The sequence below is a fragment of the Caballeronia sp. LZ032 genome, assembly GCF_031451315.1.
In the GTDB taxonomy this organism is placed as follows: domain Bacteria; phylum Pseudomonadota; class Gammaproteobacteria; order Burkholderiales; family Burkholderiaceae; genus Caballeronia.
In genome coordinates this window covers 43,052-61,418 of sequence record NZ_JARUXP010000004.1, presented here as the reverse complement: position 1 = coordinate 61,418, position 18,367 = coordinate 43,052, and the positions used below count along the sequence as shown (strand labels likewise).

14 protein-coding genes and 2 pseudogenes are annotated in these 18,367 nt (G+C 61.1%); 6 read left to right on the top strand and 10 right to left on the bottom strand.

What is annotated here, in order from left to right:
* Positions 1–4: 4 nt before the first annotated feature.
* From QCE69_RS28235 to QCE69_RS28220, 4 genes are all read right to left on the bottom strand, one after another.
* Complete coding sequence (locus tag QCE69_RS28235) at positions 5–925, bottom strand: dihydrodipicolinate synthase family protein (RefSeq protein ID WP_309934283.1); 921 nt, start codon at positions 923–925, stop codon at positions 5–7.
* A 14-nt stretch (positions 926–939) separates the two neighbouring features.
* Positions 940–2,652, bottom strand: coding sequence for an IlvD/Edd family dehydratase (locus QCE69_RS28230; RefSeq protein ID WP_309934282.1), 1,713 nt, complete (start codon positions 2,650–2,652; stop codon positions 940–942).
* A 120-nt stretch (positions 2,653–2,772) separates the two neighbouring features.
* On the bottom strand, positions 2,773–4,095 hold the full coding sequence (locus QCE69_RS28225) for an MFS transporter (protein ID WP_309934280.1): 1,323 nt from the start codon (positions 4,093–4,095) through the stop codon (positions 2,773–2,775).
* A gap of 28 nt (positions 4,096–4,123) precedes the next feature.
* Positions 4,124–5,305 (bottom strand): M20 aminoacylase family protein, encoded by a 1,182-nt coding sequence (locus tag QCE69_RS28220; RefSeq protein WP_309934279.1) that lies wholly within the window; start codon positions 5,303–5,305, stop codon positions 4,124–4,126.
* 133 nt (positions 5,306–5,438) lie between these two features.
* Between QCE69_RS28220 and QCE69_RS28215 the strand changes: the two genes are divergently transcribed.
* The gene (locus tag QCE69_RS28215; protein ID WP_309935396.1) at positions 5,439–6,332 is read left to right on the top strand and encodes a LysR substrate-binding domain-containing protein; all 894 of its coding nucleotides are present in this window, start codon (positions 5,439–5,441) and stop codon (positions 6,330–6,332) included.
* Between the two features lie 21 nt (positions 6,333–6,353).
* Here the strand turns inward: QCE69_RS28215 and QCE69_RS28210 are convergent, their stop codons facing one another.
* Positions 6,354–6,872, bottom strand: coding sequence for a hypothetical protein (locus QCE69_RS28210; protein ID WP_309925407.1), 519 nt, complete (start codon positions 6,870–6,872; stop codon positions 6,354–6,356).
* A gap of 182 nt (positions 6,873–7,054) precedes the next feature.
* Between QCE69_RS28210 and QCE69_RS28205 the strand changes: the two genes are divergently transcribed.
* Positions 7,055–7,693, top strand: a complete 639-nt coding sequence (locus QCE69_RS28205) for a YceI family protein (protein ID WP_309934277.1) — start codon at positions 7,055–7,057, stop codon at positions 7,691–7,693.
* A 4-nt stretch (positions 7,694–7,697) separates the two neighbouring features.
* On the opposite strand, the gene tdh is transcribed toward QCE69_RS28205, so the two are convergent.
* Together tdh and QCE69_RS28195 are read right to left on the bottom strand one after the other, a co-directional pair.
* The gene (gene tdh, locus QCE69_RS28200; protein WP_309927466.1) at positions 7,698–8,735 is read right to left on the bottom strand and encodes an L-threonine 3-dehydrogenase; all 1,038 of its coding nucleotides are present in this window, start codon (positions 8,733–8,735) and stop codon (positions 7,698–7,700) included.
* A 141-nt stretch (positions 8,736–8,876) separates the two neighbouring features.
* On the bottom strand, positions 8,877–10,079 hold the full coding sequence (locus QCE69_RS28195; RefSeq protein WP_309935394.1) for a glycine C-acetyltransferase: 1,203 nt from the start codon (positions 10,077–10,079) through the stop codon (positions 8,877–8,879).
* Positions 10,080–10,240: 161 nt separating this feature from the next.
* On the opposite strand from QCE69_RS28195, the gene QCE69_RS28190 reads away from it, so the two are divergent.
* On the top strand, positions 10,241–10,837 hold the full coding sequence (locus QCE69_RS28190; protein ID WP_309925404.1) for an XRE family transcriptional regulator: 597 nt from the start codon (positions 10,241–10,243) through the stop codon (positions 10,835–10,837).
* Between the two features lie 178 nt (positions 10,838–11,015).
* On the opposite strand, the gene QCE69_RS28185 is transcribed toward QCE69_RS28190, so the two are convergent.
* Positions 11,016–11,204, bottom strand: a complete 189-nt coding sequence (locus tag QCE69_RS28185; protein ID WP_309925401.1) for a CsbD family protein — start codon at positions 11,202–11,204, stop codon at positions 11,016–11,018.
* A 276-nt stretch (positions 11,205–11,480) separates the two neighbouring features.
* Here QCE69_RS28185 and QCE69_RS28180 point away from each other — a divergent pair, with 276 nt between their 5' ends.
* Positions 11,481–11,837 carry a DUF2471 family protein gene (locus QCE69_RS28180; protein ID WP_309925399.1) on the top strand — a complete coding sequence of 119 codons (357 nt, stop codon included), beginning with the start codon at positions 11,481–11,483 and terminating at the stop codon, positions 11,835–11,837.
* 256 nt (positions 11,838–12,093) lie between these two features.
* Positions 12,094–13,038, top strand: a pseudogene (locus tag QCE69_RS28175) (tyrosine-type recombinase/integrase); the annotation flags it as partial.
* 122 nt (positions 13,039–13,160) lie between these two features.
* On the opposite strand, the gene QCE69_RS28170 reads toward QCE69_RS28175, so the two are convergent.
* Positions 13,161–14,360 (bottom strand): DNA-binding protein, encoded by a 1,200-nt coding sequence (locus tag QCE69_RS28170; RefSeq protein ID WP_309925394.1) that lies wholly within the window; start codon positions 14,358–14,360, stop codon positions 13,161–13,163.
* 1,702 nt (positions 14,361–16,062) lie between these two features.
* Between QCE69_RS28170 and QCE69_RS28165 the strand changes: the two genes are divergently transcribed.
* On the top strand, positions 16,063–17,430 hold the full coding sequence (locus QCE69_RS28165) for a replication initiation protein (protein WP_309925390.1): 1,368 nt from the start codon (positions 16,063–16,065) through the stop codon (positions 17,428–17,430).
* Between the two features lie 69 nt (positions 17,431–17,499).
* Here the strand turns inward: QCE69_RS28165 and QCE69_RS28160 are convergent.
* Positions 17,500–18,366, bottom strand: a pseudogene (locus QCE69_RS28160) (ParB/RepB/Spo0J family partition protein); the annotation flags it as partial.
* Position 18,367 lies beyond the last annotated feature (1 nt).

Genomic DNA, 18,367 nt, shown 5'->3' with positions numbered 1-18,367 from the left:
TGATTCAAAGCCTGACGGCGCGTGACGTCGGCCCGAGACGTTGCGCGAAACGCCGCGCGCATTCGATGCCGAACGGCGTGGGCTGTGCGCCGCGATCGAAGGCCACGTCGAAGCCCATGCGCCACGCGGCGATGCGCTTGCCGTAACAGGTGAGTGTTTCCAGGGACTGCATCACGAAGACGATCTCGGGCAGCACTTCTGCATGGCGTGCTTCGGCTTCCTGCTCGCGGCCTTCGACAAACGCGGTGTGAACCGCGACCTGATGATCGAACGCATCCGGCGCCACGATCAGGCCATCGCAACCAGCGCGCAGATTGTCGATGAGTTCCTGTCCGCCCCGGCCATTGAACACGGACAGCGTCTGGCCGAGTGCATGCAGATGCTCGATGGTCGCGCGTATCGTCACGGCCGGCCCTTCGCCCTTGAGCAGACGGAAGCCGGGCCGCTCGCCGGCCAGTTGCGCGAGCGCTTGCGGCGACAGACCCACGCCGAGGTATTCCGGCGCGTTCTGGATGCCCGCCTGCGCGCCCGTGCGTTCGAGCACGGCCGCGAAGAAGTCGTAGTAGAACGACTCGGGCTCGCCGCGCTTCGAAGGCGGCTGGAGAATCAGCCAGGACGCGCCGCGTTCGAGCGCATGATCGGCGAGCGCGGCTTGCGCAGCGACGCTGTCGCCGGAAATCGTCACCGCGAGCGGCACGCGGCCGGCGATGTGCGCAGCGCACACATCGATCATCAAGCGCTTCTCTTCATCCGACAGCCGATTCACTTCGGTCGCCAGTCCGAGCGTCACGATGGCCGGCGCGCCGGCGGCAAGCGTCGCGTCGATCTGCATGCGCGTGGCACGTATGTCGAGCTGGTTGGATGCATCGAAATAGGCGTAGAGCACCGGCCACATGCCGGGCGGAGGCGCAAGTTGCGTGGACATGGATCGCGCTCCGCTCAATGCGAGTCGCGCGGCACCGGCGCGCCGCTCGAACCGACGAGAAAGTCCAGGTCCGCGCCCTGATCCGCCTGCAACACATGTTCGACGTAGAGACGGTAATAGCCGCGTCGCGGCAATTCGGGCGCTTGCCATGCGGCGCGGCGTCTTGCCAGCTCCTCGTCCGATACATCGAGATGCAGACGCCGCGCCGGCACGTCGAGTTCGATCATGTCGCCGGTTTGCACCAGCGCCAGCGGCCCGCCCGCCGCGGCCTCGGGCGACACGTGCAACACCACCGCGCCGTAGGCCGTGCCGCTCATGCGGCCGTCCGAGATGCGGACCATGTCCGTGATGCCCTTCTGCAGCACCTTGCGCGGCAGCGGCATGTTGCCGACTTCCGCAAAGCCCGGATAGCCCTTCGGCCCCGCGCCCTTCAGCACCATGATGCAGTGCTCGTCGATGTCGAGTGCGTCGTCGTCCACCTTCGCGTGCAGTTCCTCGACGTTCTCGAACACCACCGCGCGCCCGCGATGCTTCAACAGCGACTGCGTTGCCGCCGATGGCTTGATCACCGCGCCGTTCGGTGCAAGATTGCCCTTCAGCACCGCGATGCCCGCATGCGGCTTGAACGGCTTTGCGAAGGTGGTGATGACCTTCTCATCGTAGTTCGGCGCGTCGCTTACGTTGTCCCAGATCGTGCGCCCGTTCACCGTGAGCGCGTCGCGATGCAGCAGTCCCTGCTCACCCATCTGACGCAGCACCGCCGGCAGTCCGCCCGCGTAGTAGAAATCTTCCATCAGGAATTCGCCCGATGGCTGGAGGTTCACGAGACATGGCACCTCGCTGCCGAGCTCCCAGTCTTCGAGCGTCAATGCAACGCCGATGCGCTTCGCCAGCGCGATCAGATGCACGACCGCATTCGTCGAACCGCCGATGGCCGCATTAGTGCGAATGGCGTTCTCGAAAGCCTCGCGCGTGAGGATCCGGTCCATCGTGAGATCGTCCCTCACCATGTCCACGATGCACCGCCCCGCCATGTGAGCCAGCACTTGCCGGCGAGCGTCGACGGCGGGAATCGCCGCGTTGTGCGGCAGGCCCATGCCGAGCGATTCGACCATCGAGGCCATCGTCGATGCCGTGCCCATCGTCATGCAATGGCCGCGCGAGCGGTTCATGCACGATTCGGCGTCGACGAATTCTTCCTGCGTCATCCGGCCCGCGCGCACTTCCTCCGACATCTGCCACACGCCCGTGCCGGAGCCGATCGTGCCGCCGCGAAAGCGTCCGTTGAGCATCGGTCCGCCCGACACGGCGAGCGCAGGCAGATTGCACGACGCAGCGCCCATCAGCAGCGCGGGCGTGGTCTTGTCGCAGCCGACCAGCAGAATGACGCCATCGATGGGATTGCCGCGGATCGATTCCTCGACATCCATCGACGCCAGGTTGCGGAACAGCATGGCCGTGGGCCGCAGATTGGATTCGCCGAGCGACATCACCGGAAACTCCAGCGGCAGGCCGCCCGCCTCCCGCACACCGCGCTTCACGTAGTCGGCCAGCTCACGGAAATGCGCGTTGCAGGGCGTCAGTTCCGACCACGTGTTGCAGATGCCGATCACCGGACGGCCGTCGAATTCGTCGTGAGGAATGCCCTGGTTCTTCATCCATGAACGATGGATGAACGCGTCCTTGTCGCTACCGCCGAACCAGCTTTGCGAACGCAGCTTGCGCATGGATGTCCCCTTTTCTTGTTGGCCTGGGGTCCAGCGCGAGGAAGCTTTCGTGCGCCGGACAGGTCGAGTTATACACCTCGTTCGCCTGTCCGGTCCGGATTGCGGCGCGACGATTCAGGCTCAGTCGAGCGTCTCCTGCGAACGCTCGCGCATGCAGGCCACCGCGATCACGGACAGCACGCCGCAGCCCATTACATACCAGGCAGGCGCCATCACGTTCTTCGTGATGATGATCAGCGAAGTGACGAAGAACTGCGCAAAGCCGCCAAAGATTGCGACGCCGAGGCTGTAGACAATGGCCGCGCCCGTCGCGCGCACGGAACGCGGGAAGAGTTCGCCGAGCATCGCGCCGGTCGGGCCGACGTTGAGCGAATGCACGATGGACAGCACCGTCACCACGGTGAGCAAGGTGCCGGTGGTCGGCACTTTGTTGAGCAGCACGAAGGCCGGCCAGATCGCGATCATCAATGCGATGCGGGTAACTTGAGCAAGCCGGTTGCGGCCGATGCGGTCCGACAGATAGCCGCCGATCGGCGCCACGACGAAGAGGATCGCGCCCGACACGCAGCCTGACAACATCGACGTCCAGCCCGGTAGCCCGAGCGTCTTCACGCCGTAGATGGACAGGTAGAACACGATGATGAAGTGCGCCGCGGTGCCGCCGATCGTCAGGCCCAGGCCATTGAGCACGGCGCGGCGATGTTCGCGCAACACCGTCACGAGCGGGAGCTTCGCCGCCTTCGGCGCGGCTTCAAGGGTATCGCGGGGCGCTTCTTCCATCGTGCGGCGCAGCCACCAGCCGACCGGCACGATCGCCGTGCCGATGATGAACGGCACGCGCCAACCCCAGCTTTCGAGTTGCGCCTGAGTCAGCGACGCGGTAAGCGCCACGCCGGTCAACGCGCCCGCAAGCGCCGACAAACCCTGGCTGGCGAACTGCCAGGACGCATAGAAGCCGCGACGGTTGGCGGGCGCCTGTTCGAGCAGCAACGTGGTGGACGCTCCCACTTCCCCGCCCGCCGAAAATCCCTGGATCAGCCGCGCCAGCACGAGAATGATCGGCGCGGCGAGGCCGGCTTGCGCGAAGGTCGGCGCGACCGCGATCATCGCGGTGCCGAGCGCCATCAGGCCGAGTGTCAGCAGCATCGCTTTCTTGCGTCCGGCGCGATCCGCGTACATGCCGATCAGCAAGCCGCCGACGGGACGCGTGAAGAAACCCACGCCGAAGCTCGCCACGGCGAGCAGCAACTGGCCGACTGGATCGTGCACCGGAAAGAACAGCTTGCCGATGACGAGCGCGAAGAACGCATAGACCGTGAAGTCGTAGAACTCGAGCGCGTTGCCGACAGCCGCCGCCGCAACGAGGCGCGTGCGCGCCGCCCGGCTGGCGGAAGCCGGAGCAATGGATGAGGAAGTGGCGCTGGCCAGTGTGGACGTATTCATCGTGAGTTCCGCGGTGTCGGACCGAAAGTCAGTCGGCGAGCCAGGCTTCGGCCAGGCGCACCCAGTAGCTCGCGCCGGTCGCGAGGATGTCGTCGTTGAAGTCGTAGCCCGGGTTGTGAACCATGCAGCCGCCCTTCGACCCGACGCCATTGCCGATCCACGCATACGTGCCCGGGCACGCTTCGAGCATGAAGGCGAAGTCCTCGCTGCCCATCAACGGCTTCGCAGCCGGTTCGACGCGCTGTGCGCCGAGCATCTGCACGGCGACCTCGGTGGCGAAGGCCGTGGGGCCTGCGTGATTCACCAGCACGGGATAGCCGAGTTCATAGCCGATCTCGGCGGTGCAGCCGTAGGCCAGCGCCTGCGCGTGGACGAGCGCGGTGATGCGTTCCTGCAGCAGCGCGCGCACGCCTGCATCGAGCGCGCGTACCGAGAGCTTCAGCAGCGCGGTTTCGGGAATCACATTGTTGGCTTCGCCCGCCTGCACACTGCCCACCGAAACCACCGCGGGCTTCTGCGAATCGACTTCGCGCGCCACGATGCTGTTGAGGCCCAGCATGATCGAGGCGACGGCCGGCATCGGATCGCGCGCTGCGTGCGGCATCGCGCCATGGCCGCCGACGCCGCGCACCACGATATTCACGCGATCCGACGATGCCATGCCCGGACCCGGCGTGAAGAACATGTCGCCTGCGGGCAGGCCGGGCATGTTGTGCAGGCCGAATACGGCATCGCACGGGAACTGTTCGAAGAGTCCGTCTTCGAGCATGGCCCGCGCGCCCGCCTCGCCTTCCTCGGCCGGCTGGAAGATCACGATCAGCGTGCCCGAGAACTGGCGGCTCTCGGCAAGGTAGCGCGCGGCGCACAGCAGCATGGCGGTGTGGCCGTCGTGTCCGCATGCGTGCATCGTGCGGGCGTGCTGGCTTGCGTAGGGCAGTCCGGTGGCTTCTTCGATTGGCAAGGCATCCATGTCCGCGCGCAAGCCGATGCGCTTGCCGCCCTCGCCCTGCTTCAGCACTCCGACGACACCCGTCCGGCCAAGCCCGCGATGAACTTCATAGCCCCATTGCGCGAGCATCCCGGCGACGAGTTCGCTGGTCCGGGTTTCTTCGAAGGCCAGTTCCGGGTGCGCATGGATGCGCCGGCGTACTTCGACAAATTCCCGCGCGATGGCTGCAATGCCGGGGATTACAGGTTCGACTGACAACATGAGGCTCCTCCTTGCTCGATGCGATTCGACGTGCACCAAGCATATAAAGCCGAAAAGCCAACCAAAAGACGGTAAATTGAATGCGTGATTACTGATAGTTGTCGGTGCTAACCCTAGGGTGTCGGTCATGAGCATGAAGTATCACCAGCTGCGCGCGTTTCTGACCACGGCCGAGCAAGGCAGCATTCGCGCTGCGGCGCGCAGTCTGCATTTGTCGCAGGCGGCGCTGACCAAGGCCATCAAGGAACTGGAACAGGATCTGGGCGTGGCGCTCGTGCTGCGCACCGCGCGCGGCGTGCAGTTGACCGCGTTCGGTCAGCAGTTGCGGGTCCGTGCGCATCTGATCGTGAGCGAGATGCGCCGTGCCGAAGACGACATCGCGCAGATGAAAGGCGCCGGTGCGGGCAGCGTGAGCGCGGCCGTTACGCCGACCGCGGCGCTCTCGATCCTGCCGCAGGCTTATCGGGCGTTCAGGCGGCGAATGCCGGATGCGCGTGTGAGCTTTATCGAGGGCTTTCCAGGCGTGGCGATGCCGCGTCTGCGCGACGGTTCGCTCGACTTCGTCGTGGCGGTGGTCGTGCCCGAGCTTCTCGCTCCGGAATTCGATCACATGGAGCTGTATGAGAGCCGCTCTTCGATTGTCGGGCGCGCGGATCATCCGCTGCGGCATGCCACGGCGCTCGCGGAATTGTCAGAGGCCGAATGGCTGTTGAATCCGTCGCCGGAAAGCTCGACTCAGGCGCTGCTCGACGCCTATGCGAAGCGCGGGCTGGCGGTGCCGCGACGCGTGATCGAATGTCCGAGCTTCATCATCGCGCATGGTCTGTTGCGCGGATCGGATGCGGTGGCGTCGATGCCCGCGGGCTTGCTCGATCATCCGTGGGCGCGTGACGGACTCGCGGTGTTCCCGGTGACGGATCCGTTGCCCGCGGTATCAGTGCGGGTGATTACGCGGCGCGACAGTCCGCTGACGCCGGCCGCGACGATGTTGGTCGAGTGTTTGAGAGATGCTGCCCGGACGGTGTGAGGGGGAGCGGGATCGCCTGGCTCAGAACTTCACTCGAAGCATGAAGCCGAGCGTGAACGGAAGATCGCTCGATGGAATGGGCGGAATCAGAATGATATTGGCGCCGACCCGTTTGTATTCGAGCATGATCAGCGGCGCGGCCACGGGACCGACCGTATGGTTATGGCCGATTCCGTAGCTGCCATAGTCATAGCCGGAGATCAGTCCGGCCATGACCGCGAAACGGACATACTGCCAGTGCAGGAAATCCGGGCTCCACACACCGCCGCCATAGAAAGACGGTTTCGACAGCGAATTGCGGAAATAACCGCCCGTCACCGCCCATTGCGGCGCGACCCAGCATTCGACGCCGATACCCGGATTGAACTGCTCGAAGTCCTTGTCCGGATGAACGTGATGCGACGCGATCATCGCGTCCGCCCAGAGACCGTCGCCGCACAGACTTGCATGAGCGGCGGATGTCCAGCCGGACGCCAGCACTGCGGCAATGGTCAGCAACACGGAATGAAACGATCGGAGCCAGGGTAGCGACAGACGCATAGGTTCTCCGCCATCGCGTGGCAGCGACGGCGCTTTTTTTTGAGAGAGAGGGCGAGGCGAACTCTACCGGATCGCGTCATTATCGGGTGGACGCACGAAATCGACGTGACGGCGGGCGTGTGTTTCCAAGGCGTCCGATCCGATCTTCCAGTTCGTAATTTCCGTATTCGAGGTAGTGAGCGATGAACGTTTTGAAGGCGCTGGTTTCAACCAGTCTTGTCGCGTCGATGATGGCCTGCACGCCGTTGCAGGTCGTTACGCACCATGTGTCGTCGAGCGAATCGAGCGTTCCACCAGGACAGTATCAACTCGATGCGCATCACTGGAATGTGAGTTTCGACGTCGATCATCTTCACTATTCACGCTTCGTCATTCGATTCGACAAGGCAAAGGCGCAACTCGACTGGATTGCGGACGGATTGTCCGGCAGTTCGGTGCGAGCGACCATCGATGCATCGAGTGTCAACACGAATGTACCGCTGCTGGACCGCATGCTGAAGGGACCGGACATGTTCGACGTGGAGCGCTATCCGACAATCGTATTCGTCAGCACGGGCTTCCAGCGCACGGGTGACGACAAAGGCACGCTGACGGGCGACCTGACCATTCGCGGTACGACGCGGCCGGTCAGCCTGAACGTCACCTTCAACGGGCACGCGGTAGATCCGCTCACGAAGCTGGAAACCTTGGGCTTCTCGGCCGATGGACACTTCAACCGCTCACAGTTCGGGCTGACGACGTGGTATCCGGCAGTCGGCGACGATGTGCACGTCGCCATCCAGGCCGAGTTTTCAAAGCCGCGCGCGGATTCGGCGCAGTGAGGTGTCAGATTGTTTCTGCGGTCCAGTCGAGTACGACCTTGCCGCTGTTGCCGGAGAGCATCGTGTCAAACGCGCGTTGATAGTCGTCGACGGGGAAGGTGTGCGTGAGGATGGGTGAGAGATCCAGACCGCTTTGCAGCATCGCGACCATCTTGTACCAGGTCTCGAACATCTCGCGACCGTAGATTCCCTTGATCTCAAGTCCCTTGAAGATGACCTGATTCCAGTCGATGGCAGTCTGCGCCGGCGGGATACCCAGCAGCGCGACCTTGCCGCCGTGATTCATCGCTTCCAGCATGGCGGTGAACGCGCTCGGTACGCCGGACATCTCCAGTCCAACATCGAAACCTTCGGTCATGCCGACTTCGCTCATCACGTCGCGCAGATTTTCATTCGACACGTTGACGGCACGCGTTGCACCCATCTTTCGCGCGAGCTCGAGCCGGTAGTCGTTGACATCGGTGATCACGACGTTACGTGCGCCGACATGCCGCGCAATCGCCGCCGCCATCACGCCGATGGGCCCGGCGCCGGTAATCAGCACGTCCTCGCCGACGAGGTTGAACGAGAGGGCGGTATGCGTTGCGTTGCCGAATGGATCGAAGATCGCGGCGAGATCATCCGAGATGTCCGGGGGAATCTTGAACGCGTTGAAGGCGGGAATGACGAGATACTCGGCGAACGCGCCTTCGCGATTCACACCGACGCCAACGGTATTGCGGCATAGATGACGCCGCCCCGCGCGACAGTTGCGGCAAAAGCCGCACGTGATGTGACCTTCACCCGATACGCGGTCGCCGATGGCAAAACCGCGCACCTCCTGGCCCATCTCCACGATCTCGCCAACGTATTCATGTCCGACGTGCATTGGCACGGGAATGGTCCGCTGCGCCCATTCGTCCCATTTCCAGATATGAATATCGGTCCCGCAGATCGCGGTCTTGCGAATGCGGATGAGGACATCGTTATGGCCGACTTCGGGCCGCTTCACTCGTGTAAGCGTGAGGCCCGGGGCGCGTTCCAGTTTGGCGAGAGCTTTCATTGCTTTTGGTCCTGACGGTGGTCTTGACGGTTTGTGCTGGAATCGCGTGCATGGAGTGGTGCGGGCTTGTGACCCGGCACGCGTCCCTTGGTGCTTAGGCGGCCGTTTCAGGCTTTATGCGCATAAAGCCTGCCTTGAGGCTCAGCGAACGACGCCGAGCGTGCGCCCGACGCGTCCGAATGCTTCGACCGCGCGATCGATCTGTTCCGACGTGTGGGCTGCACTCATCTGAGTGCGAATACGGGCACGCCCCTTGGGCACCACGGGGTAAGAGAAGCCGATGACATAAACGCCCTCGTCGAGCAGCGCATCGGCCATCTTCGACGCAAGCTGTGCGTCACCCAGCATGACGGGAATGATGGGATGCTCGCCGGGCACGAGATCAAAGCCCAGCGATGTCATCGCCCCGCGGAAACGCCTGCCGTTCTCCTTGACCCGCTTGCGCAAAGAAGCGCCTTCGTCGCTGGCGAGCAGTTGGAGCACTTTGAGCGATGCTGCCGCAATGCTCGGCGCCAGCGAGTTCGAGAACAAATAAGGCCGGCTGCGTTGACGCAACAAGTCGATGACTTCCTTGCTTGCCGCGACATACCCGCCCGATGCGCCACCCAACGCCTTGCCCAGTGTCCCCGTGATGATGTCCACGCGATCCAGCACGCCGCAGTGTTCCGGCGTACCGCGTCCGTGCTCACCGATGAAGCCGACGGCATGCGAATCATCAACCATGACAAGCGCCTGATAACGATCGGCGAGATCGCAGATGCCGGCGAGATCGGCAATGATGCCGTCCATCGAAAACACGCCATCGGTCGCAATGAGCTTGAAGCGGACGCCGGCCGCGTCGGCTTCCTGCAGACGCGCTTCGAGGTCCGCGAGATCGTTGTTCTTGTAGCGCAGACGCTTGGCCTTTGAAAGTCGTACGCCATCGATGATGCTTGCGTGATTCAACTCGTCGCTGATGATTGCATCCTCTTCGGTCAGCAACGTCTCAAATAGGCCGCCGTTGGCGTCGAAGCAGCTGGAATAGAGAATGGCATCTTCGGTCTTCAGGAATTGCGCGATGGCGTGCTCGAGTTCCTTGTGCACCGTCTGAGTTCCACAGATGAAGCGCACCGATGCCATGCCGAAGCCATCCATGTCGAGCCCGTCCTTGGCTGCATCGATCAATCGGCGATCGTCCGCTAGCCCGAGATAGTTGTTCGCACAGAAGTTAAGCACGCCGTTTCCGTTCGCAAGGCGAATGTCTGGCGACTGCGGGCTGGCGATCACACGCTCGGTCTTGTGAAAACCGGCAGCCCTGATTTCTTCGAGTGTCTCGCGGAGATGACTGAGGTATCGGTCGTTCATGGCAAATCCTCGTTCGTGGCGGCCGGTGGAGGTTGCACGCAGTCCAACATGCGTGCGCGCGCAACCAATAGCCCTGTTATAGTCCATTCAATACGTTGAACACGTTCGATATTTCGAACATATTTCCGATATACCGAACACTCTAAGGGATTGTGGGAGTCATGGCAAGTTCAGGACCGGAAGGAAAGGCAACCGAATCCGCCGGCGCGACTCCGCCGCGTGTCGGCGAGATGATTCAGCGCTTGCGCAGTGAGCGACAGCTGACGCTCGACGACCTGTCTCGCGCGGCGGGTGTGTCGAAATCGATGTTGTCGGAAATCGAACGAGACAAAGCCAATCCGACTATCGCGGTTGCATGGCGACTGACCAATGCGCTCGGGATCAGCCTCGATCAACTATTCGCGCAACAAAGGCCAGTGGAAGCGATTCGCGTCGCCAGCCCCCACGACATTCCGACCTTGACCGGCGACAACGGCGGCTATCAGCTGCGTGTCTGGGGGCCGATCGAGCTAGCCGGTAAATTCGAGTGGTATGAACTCACGCTGCAAACTGGTGCGGCGCTTACTTCGGAAGCTCATGAACCCGGCACGCGCGAACATCTCACCGTGCTGAACGGAGCTATAGAGATCAAGGCGTCGGGATCGGCACGTCGACTAAAAGCAGGCGATACCGCGCGTTATGCGGCAGATGAAGCGCATGCGATTTGCAACGTCGGACGTGCTGAAGCCAAGGCGCTCCTTATCGTCATTCATGGGTAGCTGCTGCGGTCTTTACCGCCGCGGTGGGCTTTATGCGCATAAACGTCTGACGTCGCGCTCGACTCGACATGCCTAAGGTTCCTTGGACCGATCGGCATAAAAAAAGGACGCTCAACGATGAGCGTCCCACTTCAAAGCGGCGCAACTGATGCGCCAAAATCGCCTCGGTCAGATCCGCTTACGGATTCTTTTTGACGCTGTCCTTGACGTCTTCGCGTGCATCGCCCACACCCTTCTGCACCTTACCGGCGGCTTGCTGCATATCGCCCTTGGCTTCCTGGACCTTGTCGCCCGTCATCTTGCCAACGCCTTCGTTGATCTTGCCCTTGACTTGCTTGCCAACGCCTTCCACTTGATCCTTGTTCATATCGGTTCTCCCGTGTCTTGCAGCGTAATGGGTGCGCTATGCGGTTCAGACGTACTCAACCGCTCTCAACCGCTCTCTGCGCGCCTCGCCCAGGACCATTCCCAAGCATGGCTCCAGAGTGCGCTTCGTTGGCAAGCGCGCATAGCGGCGGATGTCTGAAAGACGCGTAGGCGGAATCGCACATACAGCCGCGACCAGTAGCGCGACGCTAGTTTCATCGCACCAGTACTGTATATTTATACAGTACAATAAGACCAGCTCGCAAAGGGGTGAATCATGGAGTCGAACGGCGAAAGTCTCAGCAGAAGGCAGTTTGCTCGTGCGGTACGTGATCTGGAACGCATCACACGGCAGATCGCCGCACGCTATATCGACAAGGGCGTGCCGCTGACCTGGCGCCTCCTGCATGCCATCGAAGCAGAGGCCGTCGCGGATCTGGGCTTCGCCGGGCGGCACGAAGCCACGCTTCGCGAACTCTTCTCGCGGCCTGATAACTTCCATTTCCCTCAGACCGACGACGTAGTCGACGTCGCTTCGTCCGACGCCTTACCCGCAGTATTCGCGTTCGCTGTCGATGCCTACGAGCGCGCTGCTCGACATGGCCGACCGCAACTGGCAATCGCCGCGCACTGAGGCCAAGGGTCCTGGCACGCGGGACAATCCGCGTGCTCCCACGAGCATTAAATTCCCGCCGAAGCCACCCGATGCTTCCTCGGTGGGTGGCGAGAAATCAGAGTTTTCTCATCAGTGAGTTTCGCGGGCTTTATCACCGCACCCGACTCGCGCAAGACGAGCGTTCCGATCTCTATCACAGCGGTGCTTGACGTAGAAAGCACGACACACGACCCTGTGCACAGTGCAACACAGCGAGGCACGCGCTACCGAAACCATGCCGAACACTTCCGATCTCTTCGACCAACAGCGCGCTGACTGGCAAGCCGACCCTCACTCGGCCTTCGACGCGTGGCTTGCTCAACAGGAGTTCCGCGCATCGTCGGCGGACGTTTATCGCGCGCAATGGGGCAACTTTCTCGAGTGGCTGACGTCTCGTCGCGCGACGCTGAATACGGTGCAACGGCCTGTCATCGAACAATTCGTGGCGCAACTGGACATTCGCCGGCCGCAGCGGATGCGCTATCTGCGACTCATCGAGCGCGTGCTCGATCATGTGCGGGAAGTCGAATCGGCGGCGACGAACCCTGCGCGATTCATCGCGCAGGATGGAGACGCGGCATGGCGCAAGGCCCGCGACAACGAGCCAACCGGCTTTCTCACGCACGACGAGCGTGCCTTGCTCATCGCGCATCTGCACTCGCCCCTGGGCTCGCTGCTGGCCGGCCAGCGCTGGAAGGAGCGGCGCGATCGGGCGCTGGTAGCGGCCTTTCTTGGCGCCGGCGTGAAGACGGGCGAAGCGGCGCAGCTGACCGTCGAGTGTTACGCAACCGGCGCGCCGTATCTCACCGTGGACGCGGCCAACCCGTTGCTGATCCGACAGGCGCGCCTCGCGCCGTTCGCGCTCGATTTGCTCGACCAGTGGATGGCAGAACGCAAAGCAGCGGGACATGCCGGCGATCTGCTGTTCCCTGCGGCATTGGCCGGACGCTCGATGCACAAGGCGACCATGCTGCGTGCGATCGACGCCGTCGTGGACGCATCCGGCATTGCCGCATCGCGCGTCGCCAGGGCGAGTCCGCAAACACTTCGTAACACTTACGCAGCTGAACTGTTCGAGAACGGAACGGATCCAGACAGAGTTGGGCAGTGGCTCGGGCTTCAGCAGACAGTGTCAGCACACCGCCTCTATCGCGCGTGGCAAGACTGGATGGGTGAGCAGATACGGGAGCGAGATCTGGCCCATGCCCATGAATCGGGCGCCGATACGTGAGCCCACGGCGCCTCGACAGTGGTCCCGAAAATCCTCACCTTTGATTTTCGGGTGCATTGCTCTGCTGCCACTCAGGGATGGTTGACGCGGCTGGAGCGGAAAAACTCATCCACCGCCGCCAGTTTCGACGCCACCGCGCCCGACGTTCTTTCGCAATGCGGGCAGGAAAGCTCAAACTCATCTTCGTGGCGCTGCATCTCGGGCTCGCCAGCATCGCAGCCTGGACAGACGATCGGCGTGACGACGTAGTTGTCGACCTGAGTGCCGAGCCCGGCGATTTCCGCTGCACTCAGGCGCCCGTCTCCCGCCAGCACCGCGAGCAGTTCACCAATTTCCTTGCTGACGCTCGCTTGGGTGCTCCGGAGGTCGCGCTCGCGCACAAGCGCGTCGATTTCATCGGATTGAACGCGCACTTGAGACTCAAGCCTCTCAGCGCGGCTTCTGGCCGCGCTCAGTTGCTGAATGAAGTCGAATTCCTTTTGACTCGTCTCGCGCATGCCCGCTTGGTATGTGGCTGCCATGCCACGCAAGGAGTCGAGTTCGACGAGCATGGGCCTTACACGCCGTTCCGCTTCCTTGACGGCATCCTTGATTTGCTGAGCGTAGTGCTCTGCGCTCTGACGCATCTCGTTCTGCAGTTGATCAACCCGGTCGTGCAGACGTGCCGCCGTTGATTGCTCCTGTTGCAGACGAGCGGAAAGCGCTTCATTCTCGGTTTCCCAACGAGCGACAATCTCGCGCAGGCCCGCCTGTGCCTCAGCCCGCTGATTTCGGAGTGAGTTCAGTTCGGCTTCGAGCACGGCAACACGCGCGACTTCGGCCTCGGCGCGCGCATCCGCCCGTTCTCGCGCCTGCTCGGTCGCTTCACAGCGAATGTCTGCGTCGCGAGCCTGAGATTCAGCGGCTCGTATGGCAGTATCGAGATGAGCCCTGTCTTCTGCAAGCGCGCTACGGGCGTGCTGAAGTGCGTCGTCATAGAGCGCGGCGAACAGCTCGCCGGCGCGATCTCTTAGCGATTCCGGAATCGCGCCCGCATCAAGTCGGGGACGAAGCGTGGTCCGTACCTCGGTCCAAAAGGCGTCGATGTCTCGGGGAATATCGCTGGCGCTGCCGATTTGCGTGATTTCACGCACCGTCGTTACCGATGGCCTGACGCCGAAGTCGAAGAAGAGACGTTTGCAGGCATGTTGGGAAAGATCCTGCCGCCGCGCGCCGTTGGCTCGCATTGTCTCGATTTCATCTCTAAGCGCGGTGCGAAAGTCTGGATTCATAGCTTAAACGCCAATGTCGAGATATCGATCATAACGTTTTACGTTCTGTTTGATACTAATTTGAAGTTTTGCAACAGCGTTGCTCGGGTTTGCCATGATGCTGGCCGGAATAGGTCATGCTGATCGACGCTCAAGGCGGCCTATTCGTGAAACATAGTGAGCTAAAAGCCTCAACTCTATGTTTTTTATGAAATTAATGCTAGCGCGTTCCATGCGCTGCTGTTTCACGAAGGCTGTTTGCTGTTTGTGCTCTTCTGAGAACTCGCGGAGCTTGAGAGTGTTAGAAAGTAAACACCTTTGAACCTAGTTAAAACCGTTAACGCCAAGCGAAACCCTTGATGGATAAGGCTTTGCGCGCGATTGGGTGAGAACCTCCGGGATGGATGGTGAAGCTCTACGGGAAGCTGCGGTGATGAGATTCGGGGAGCATCGTGAGGTTCAACAGGAGGCATCGTGAGCGGATTCAGGGACCGTGTGTTCAGCAGCAGTGAGGCTTTCCGGGAACTTGGCAGGCTCGATACGTTGATTTGCATGCTGATTATCGTTGGCGAGCCCAAGTCATAGGTGAGAGTTTTCGGGAGCAACCGAAGAGAACGAAATTTCGGACTGAATCGGCAATTGTTACGTATCGGTGAGGCGATTCGGGACTCAACGCGCTATGAGGGTGAGTCTTTTCAGGCGCCAAGCGGTGCTGGCCTCGATTTTTGCTTGCTGAAACCGGTAAAGGTGAGAGCTTGCGGGAGTAGCCAACGCTGATTTGTCTTCCCTTCTCCTTTGGAAGGCCTCTATCGAGCCTAAGGTGAGAGTTTTCGGGACGTCATCTCTATGCTGACTCGTTCGTTTTTGATGCAAGTCACAATCAGAAAGGTGAGGAATTACGGGACGCGGCAGTCTCCCGGCAGTTCTTCGATAAGGGCGAAACTTTCTCTTTTTCTGAAAAATACTTCTAAAACAATGGGTTATAGATGACGCGAAGTTTCGGATCCGGCGAAAGGTGAGACATTTCAGGAGCTGTCACATCCACCGCGGCGAGAGCTGGTAGGGACAAAAGGTGAGGTTCTACAGGTGCTCTTACGCTCGAATAGGCATGAGGAAAGCGAGATAAGTGCCTGCAAAGACGAGAGTTCTGACATGCAGATGCTGAAAGGTGAGGATTTTCGGGAGACGCCTTACGGTTGTTTTGAGGCTTCGCGCCACCTTTGCTGGGCTAAGGTGAGGCAATTCGGGAGCTGGCCAAGCACAAAGGCGTGTCGAATGGGCATCGTGAAGGCATATGCACCAAATGGTTTCGGGGCAAAGGTGAGGTTTTCCGGGAGATATCTCGGATTGATTGGGCCATCGAGGCACCTCGTGGCATCCGTCGACTTCATTCGACGCCGATACACGCACTGCATGGCCACCACCGGCGTACTTCGCCAGCGTCATCACGAGGGCCGCCGAGCAGAAAAATTTTTAAGGTGAGTCTTTTCGGGACTAATTGATTCGTCCACCGGAGCCTCGAAAACAAGGCGCTTCCCGTTTACGCGCGTGGATACGGCGCTGCTCCGATGGGATCGACCGGTGAGGGGTGAGTGTTTGCGGGATCGCACCGCAGTGAGTCGACACGACTTGCAAGGCTTCACCGCTCGACGGTGAGATTGACCCTATAGACGCCGTTCACCCCAATCGGTATGCTCACCGCAATCTCGAATCCGTTTACCGCATGGCAACCAAGCGCACCAAGAAAACCGACGTCGTCAGCCCAAGCTCGGCGGAGCTGCGCAAGGCCGTCGAAGCCATTGCAATTCAGCCAAAAAGCGGAAAGATCACGCTGCTAACTCGCAAGTTGTTCAACGTACTCTTGGCCGTTGCGCAGCAGGCGGACGAATCCGGTGACACTTACCGCGCGCTGTTGTCGGATATTGTGGCCAACTCTGCATTCGATTCGAATGACACAGCATTGGTCAAGGAACATCTGCGGCGCATGGTCTCAGTGCAGGTCGAATGGAGCACGGGGACATCGAGTCAGAAGCCTGGTCGCAAGTGGGGCATTTCCACGCTTATCGCTGACGCCGAAATTCTCGAGGATCCAACGACACGCCGGGTCTGGGTGGAGTTTTCCTTCGCGCCGAAGATCAAGAAAAAGCTGCTCGATCCCGTCCAGTACGCCCGTTTGAGCCTTCAGTTTCAGAGTCAGTTACGCAGCAGCGCCGGCCTTGCGCTATATGAGATTTGCGTGAGATACCTGACCAATCCCAGCCATCTGACGATGCGCGAGACCTGGGAATGGTGGCGGCCGATTTTATCCGGTACGCCGGACACGGAAGCGGGCGACGAAGCCAAACGAGAATACAAGTACTTCAAGCGGGATTACTTGCGTCCAGCCATTGCTGAAGTGAACGCGGTGACGAACATCTTTGTCGAGTTGGTGGAGCACCGGGAGGGACGTCGAGTCGCCGAGATCCAGTTTCGCGTGACCGAGCGGAAACAGCCCATGCTGGCGCTGGACGAACATCCGAATGTCTTCGATAGCACGCTGGTCGACCGGATGGTAAAGATCGGTATTCCGCTCAAGGATGCGCAAACGCTCTACGCAGACAGTGAAGAGAACCGTATTCGCGCGGCCTTGCAGATGACGGAGCAGCGCATGCGCAGCACGACATTGCCGGCGGTTCGGAGCGCAGCTGCCTTGTTCAAGGATGCACTCAAGAAAGGCTACGCACCTCCCGTAGATGCCGCTCCGCCGGCTGCGAACGGTGCCGTGCCGCGTGCAGCGATGGCCGCAGCGGTCAATGGCGCGGACGATCTCAAGGCGCGTCTGCTGAGCGAGTTCTCGGCTTATCGACGCAAGGAAGCACGCGTGCTCTACGACGAGCAAGGTGAGGATGAACGGGAAGTTGCGCGTCAGTCGTTCGAAGAAGATGTGCTACCGGGACTGGGTACGCATATGCGTGAGGATTGGCGCAAGCGCGGCCTGGATTCGAAACTGGGTGAAACGTCGTTCTTCGACTGGCTTGCGCGAAAGACCTGGGGCGAGCCCACCGATGGAGACCTTCTCGCGTTCACGCTGAGCCAGTCGCGCGCTGGTTGAACCTCGGTTCCGCTGGAAGGCGACTGGCCCACAGCGTCGGCAGGGCTCAGCCCCGACGACGGGCGACACTTACTTCTTGAGCTTTCCCGATTCGAGCATCGTCTCGATCTGATGCAGCAGTTCATCACGCTTTTCGCGCGACAAGCCACGCAAACGAAGTTCGAGCCGATCTTCTCCGTAAGACTTCAAATCACCTACCGCGATTCCGTCCAGCTTGATTTCGAGTCGCTGGGCATAGCGCTGACGGCTCGGTGTCCTGGATCCAGCCTGACCGCTCGCGCGTCCCTTCACGATATCAGCGACCTGGCGTGTGCTGAGATCGTCGGACGTGATCTTGTTGATCAGGCGCAGCGTAGCGTCGCTGCCGCGGGCGGTATGGTAGCGCGCGATTTGATAGGCCATGTTCGAGCCGAACCGGTCCGGTCGAGTGACCATCTCCTGCATGACGTTCTCGGGAAGCTTGGCGACGGACAGGGCCACTGCGATCGTCGATTCGTCGAGTCCGAGATGCTCGGCCAATTCGCGCTGGCTCTGGAAATGTTTCTCGTCGAGGAAGCGCCGCCAGACTACGGCGTTGTCGAACACGGTTTGGGAGTCGCGCTGGACGTTGAGATCGTAGCCAAGCTTGTAACTCTCGATGCCGATAGGCAAGTCGACCACCACCGCCTTGACCGTCTCCTTGTTCGCCTCCTTCAGCGCGCGCACGCGACGGCCGCCGTCACTGACGAAAAAGGTTCCTGGGCTGGCGTAGTCCGGGATGACGTGAATAGCCTGTTGCTGCCCTTGCTTCGCGAGGTTGACAGCAAGTTCGGCGATCGACGTCTTCAGATAAAAGTGGCGGGGATTAAATGGGCTTGGCTTGATTGACTTGAGCGGCAAATCGATGATCTGACCGGCGGTGTAGCGGTTTGCTCGTCTCCAGGCCCGGTAATCATCG

What these genes read in the sequence shown, in the direction of transcription:
- QCE69_RS28190 (WP_309925404.1), top strand. Translation starts at nt 10,241, where the DNA reads ATGGCAAGTTCAGGACCGGAAGGAAAGGCAACCGAATCCGCCGGCGCG.
- QCE69_RS28180 (WP_309925399.1), top strand. Translation starts at nt 11,481, where the DNA reads ATGGAGTCGAACGGCGAAAGTCTCAGCAGAAGGCAGTTTGCTCGTGCG.
- QCE69_RS28195 (WP_309935394.1), bottom strand. Translation starts at nt 10,079, where the DNA reads ATGAACGACCGATACCTCAGTCATCTCCGCGAGACACTCGAAGAAATC.
- QCE69_RS28205 (WP_309934277.1), top strand. Translation starts at nt 7,055, where the DNA reads ATGAACGTTTTGAAGGCGCTGGTTTCAACCAGTCTTGTCGCGTCGATG.
- QCE69_RS28185 (WP_309925401.1), bottom strand. Translation starts at nt 11,204, where the DNA reads ATGAACAAGGATCAAGTGGAAGGCGTTGGCAAGCAAGTCAAGGGCAAG.
- tdh (WP_309927466.1), bottom strand. Translation starts at nt 8,735, where the DNA reads ATGAAAGCTCTCGCCAAACTGGAACGCGCCCCGGGCCTCACGCTTACA.
- QCE69_RS28235 (WP_309934283.1), bottom strand. Translation starts at nt 925, where the DNA reads ATGTCCACGCAACTTGCGCCTCCGCCCGGCATGTGGCCGGTGCTCTAC.
- QCE69_RS28215 (WP_309935396.1), top strand. Translation starts at nt 5,439, where the DNA reads ATGAAGTATCACCAGCTGCGCGCGTTTCTGACCACGGCCGAGCAAGGC.
- QCE69_RS28210 (WP_309925407.1), bottom strand. Translation starts at nt 6,872, where the DNA reads ATGCGTCTGTCGCTACCCTGGCTCCGATCGTTTCATTCCGTGTTGCTG.
- QCE69_RS28220 (WP_309934279.1), bottom strand. Translation starts at nt 5,305, where the DNA reads ATGTTGTCAGTCGAACCTGTAATCCCCGGCATTGCAGCCATCGCGCGG.
- QCE69_RS28165 (WP_309925390.1), top strand. Translation starts at nt 16,063, where the DNA reads ATGGCAACCAAGCGCACCAAGAAAACCGACGTCGTCAGCCCAAGCTCG.
- QCE69_RS28170 (WP_309925394.1), bottom strand. Translation starts at nt 14,360, where the DNA reads ATGAATCCAGACTTTCGCACCGCGCTTAGAGATGAAATCGAGACAATG.
- QCE69_RS28230 (WP_309934282.1), bottom strand. Translation starts at nt 2,652, where the DNA reads ATGCGCAAGCTGCGTTCGCAAAGCTGGTTCGGCGGTAGCGACAAGGAC.
- QCE69_RS28225 (WP_309934280.1), bottom strand. Translation starts at nt 4,095, where the DNA reads ATGAATACGTCCACACTGGCCAGCGCCACTTCCTCATCCATTGCTCCG.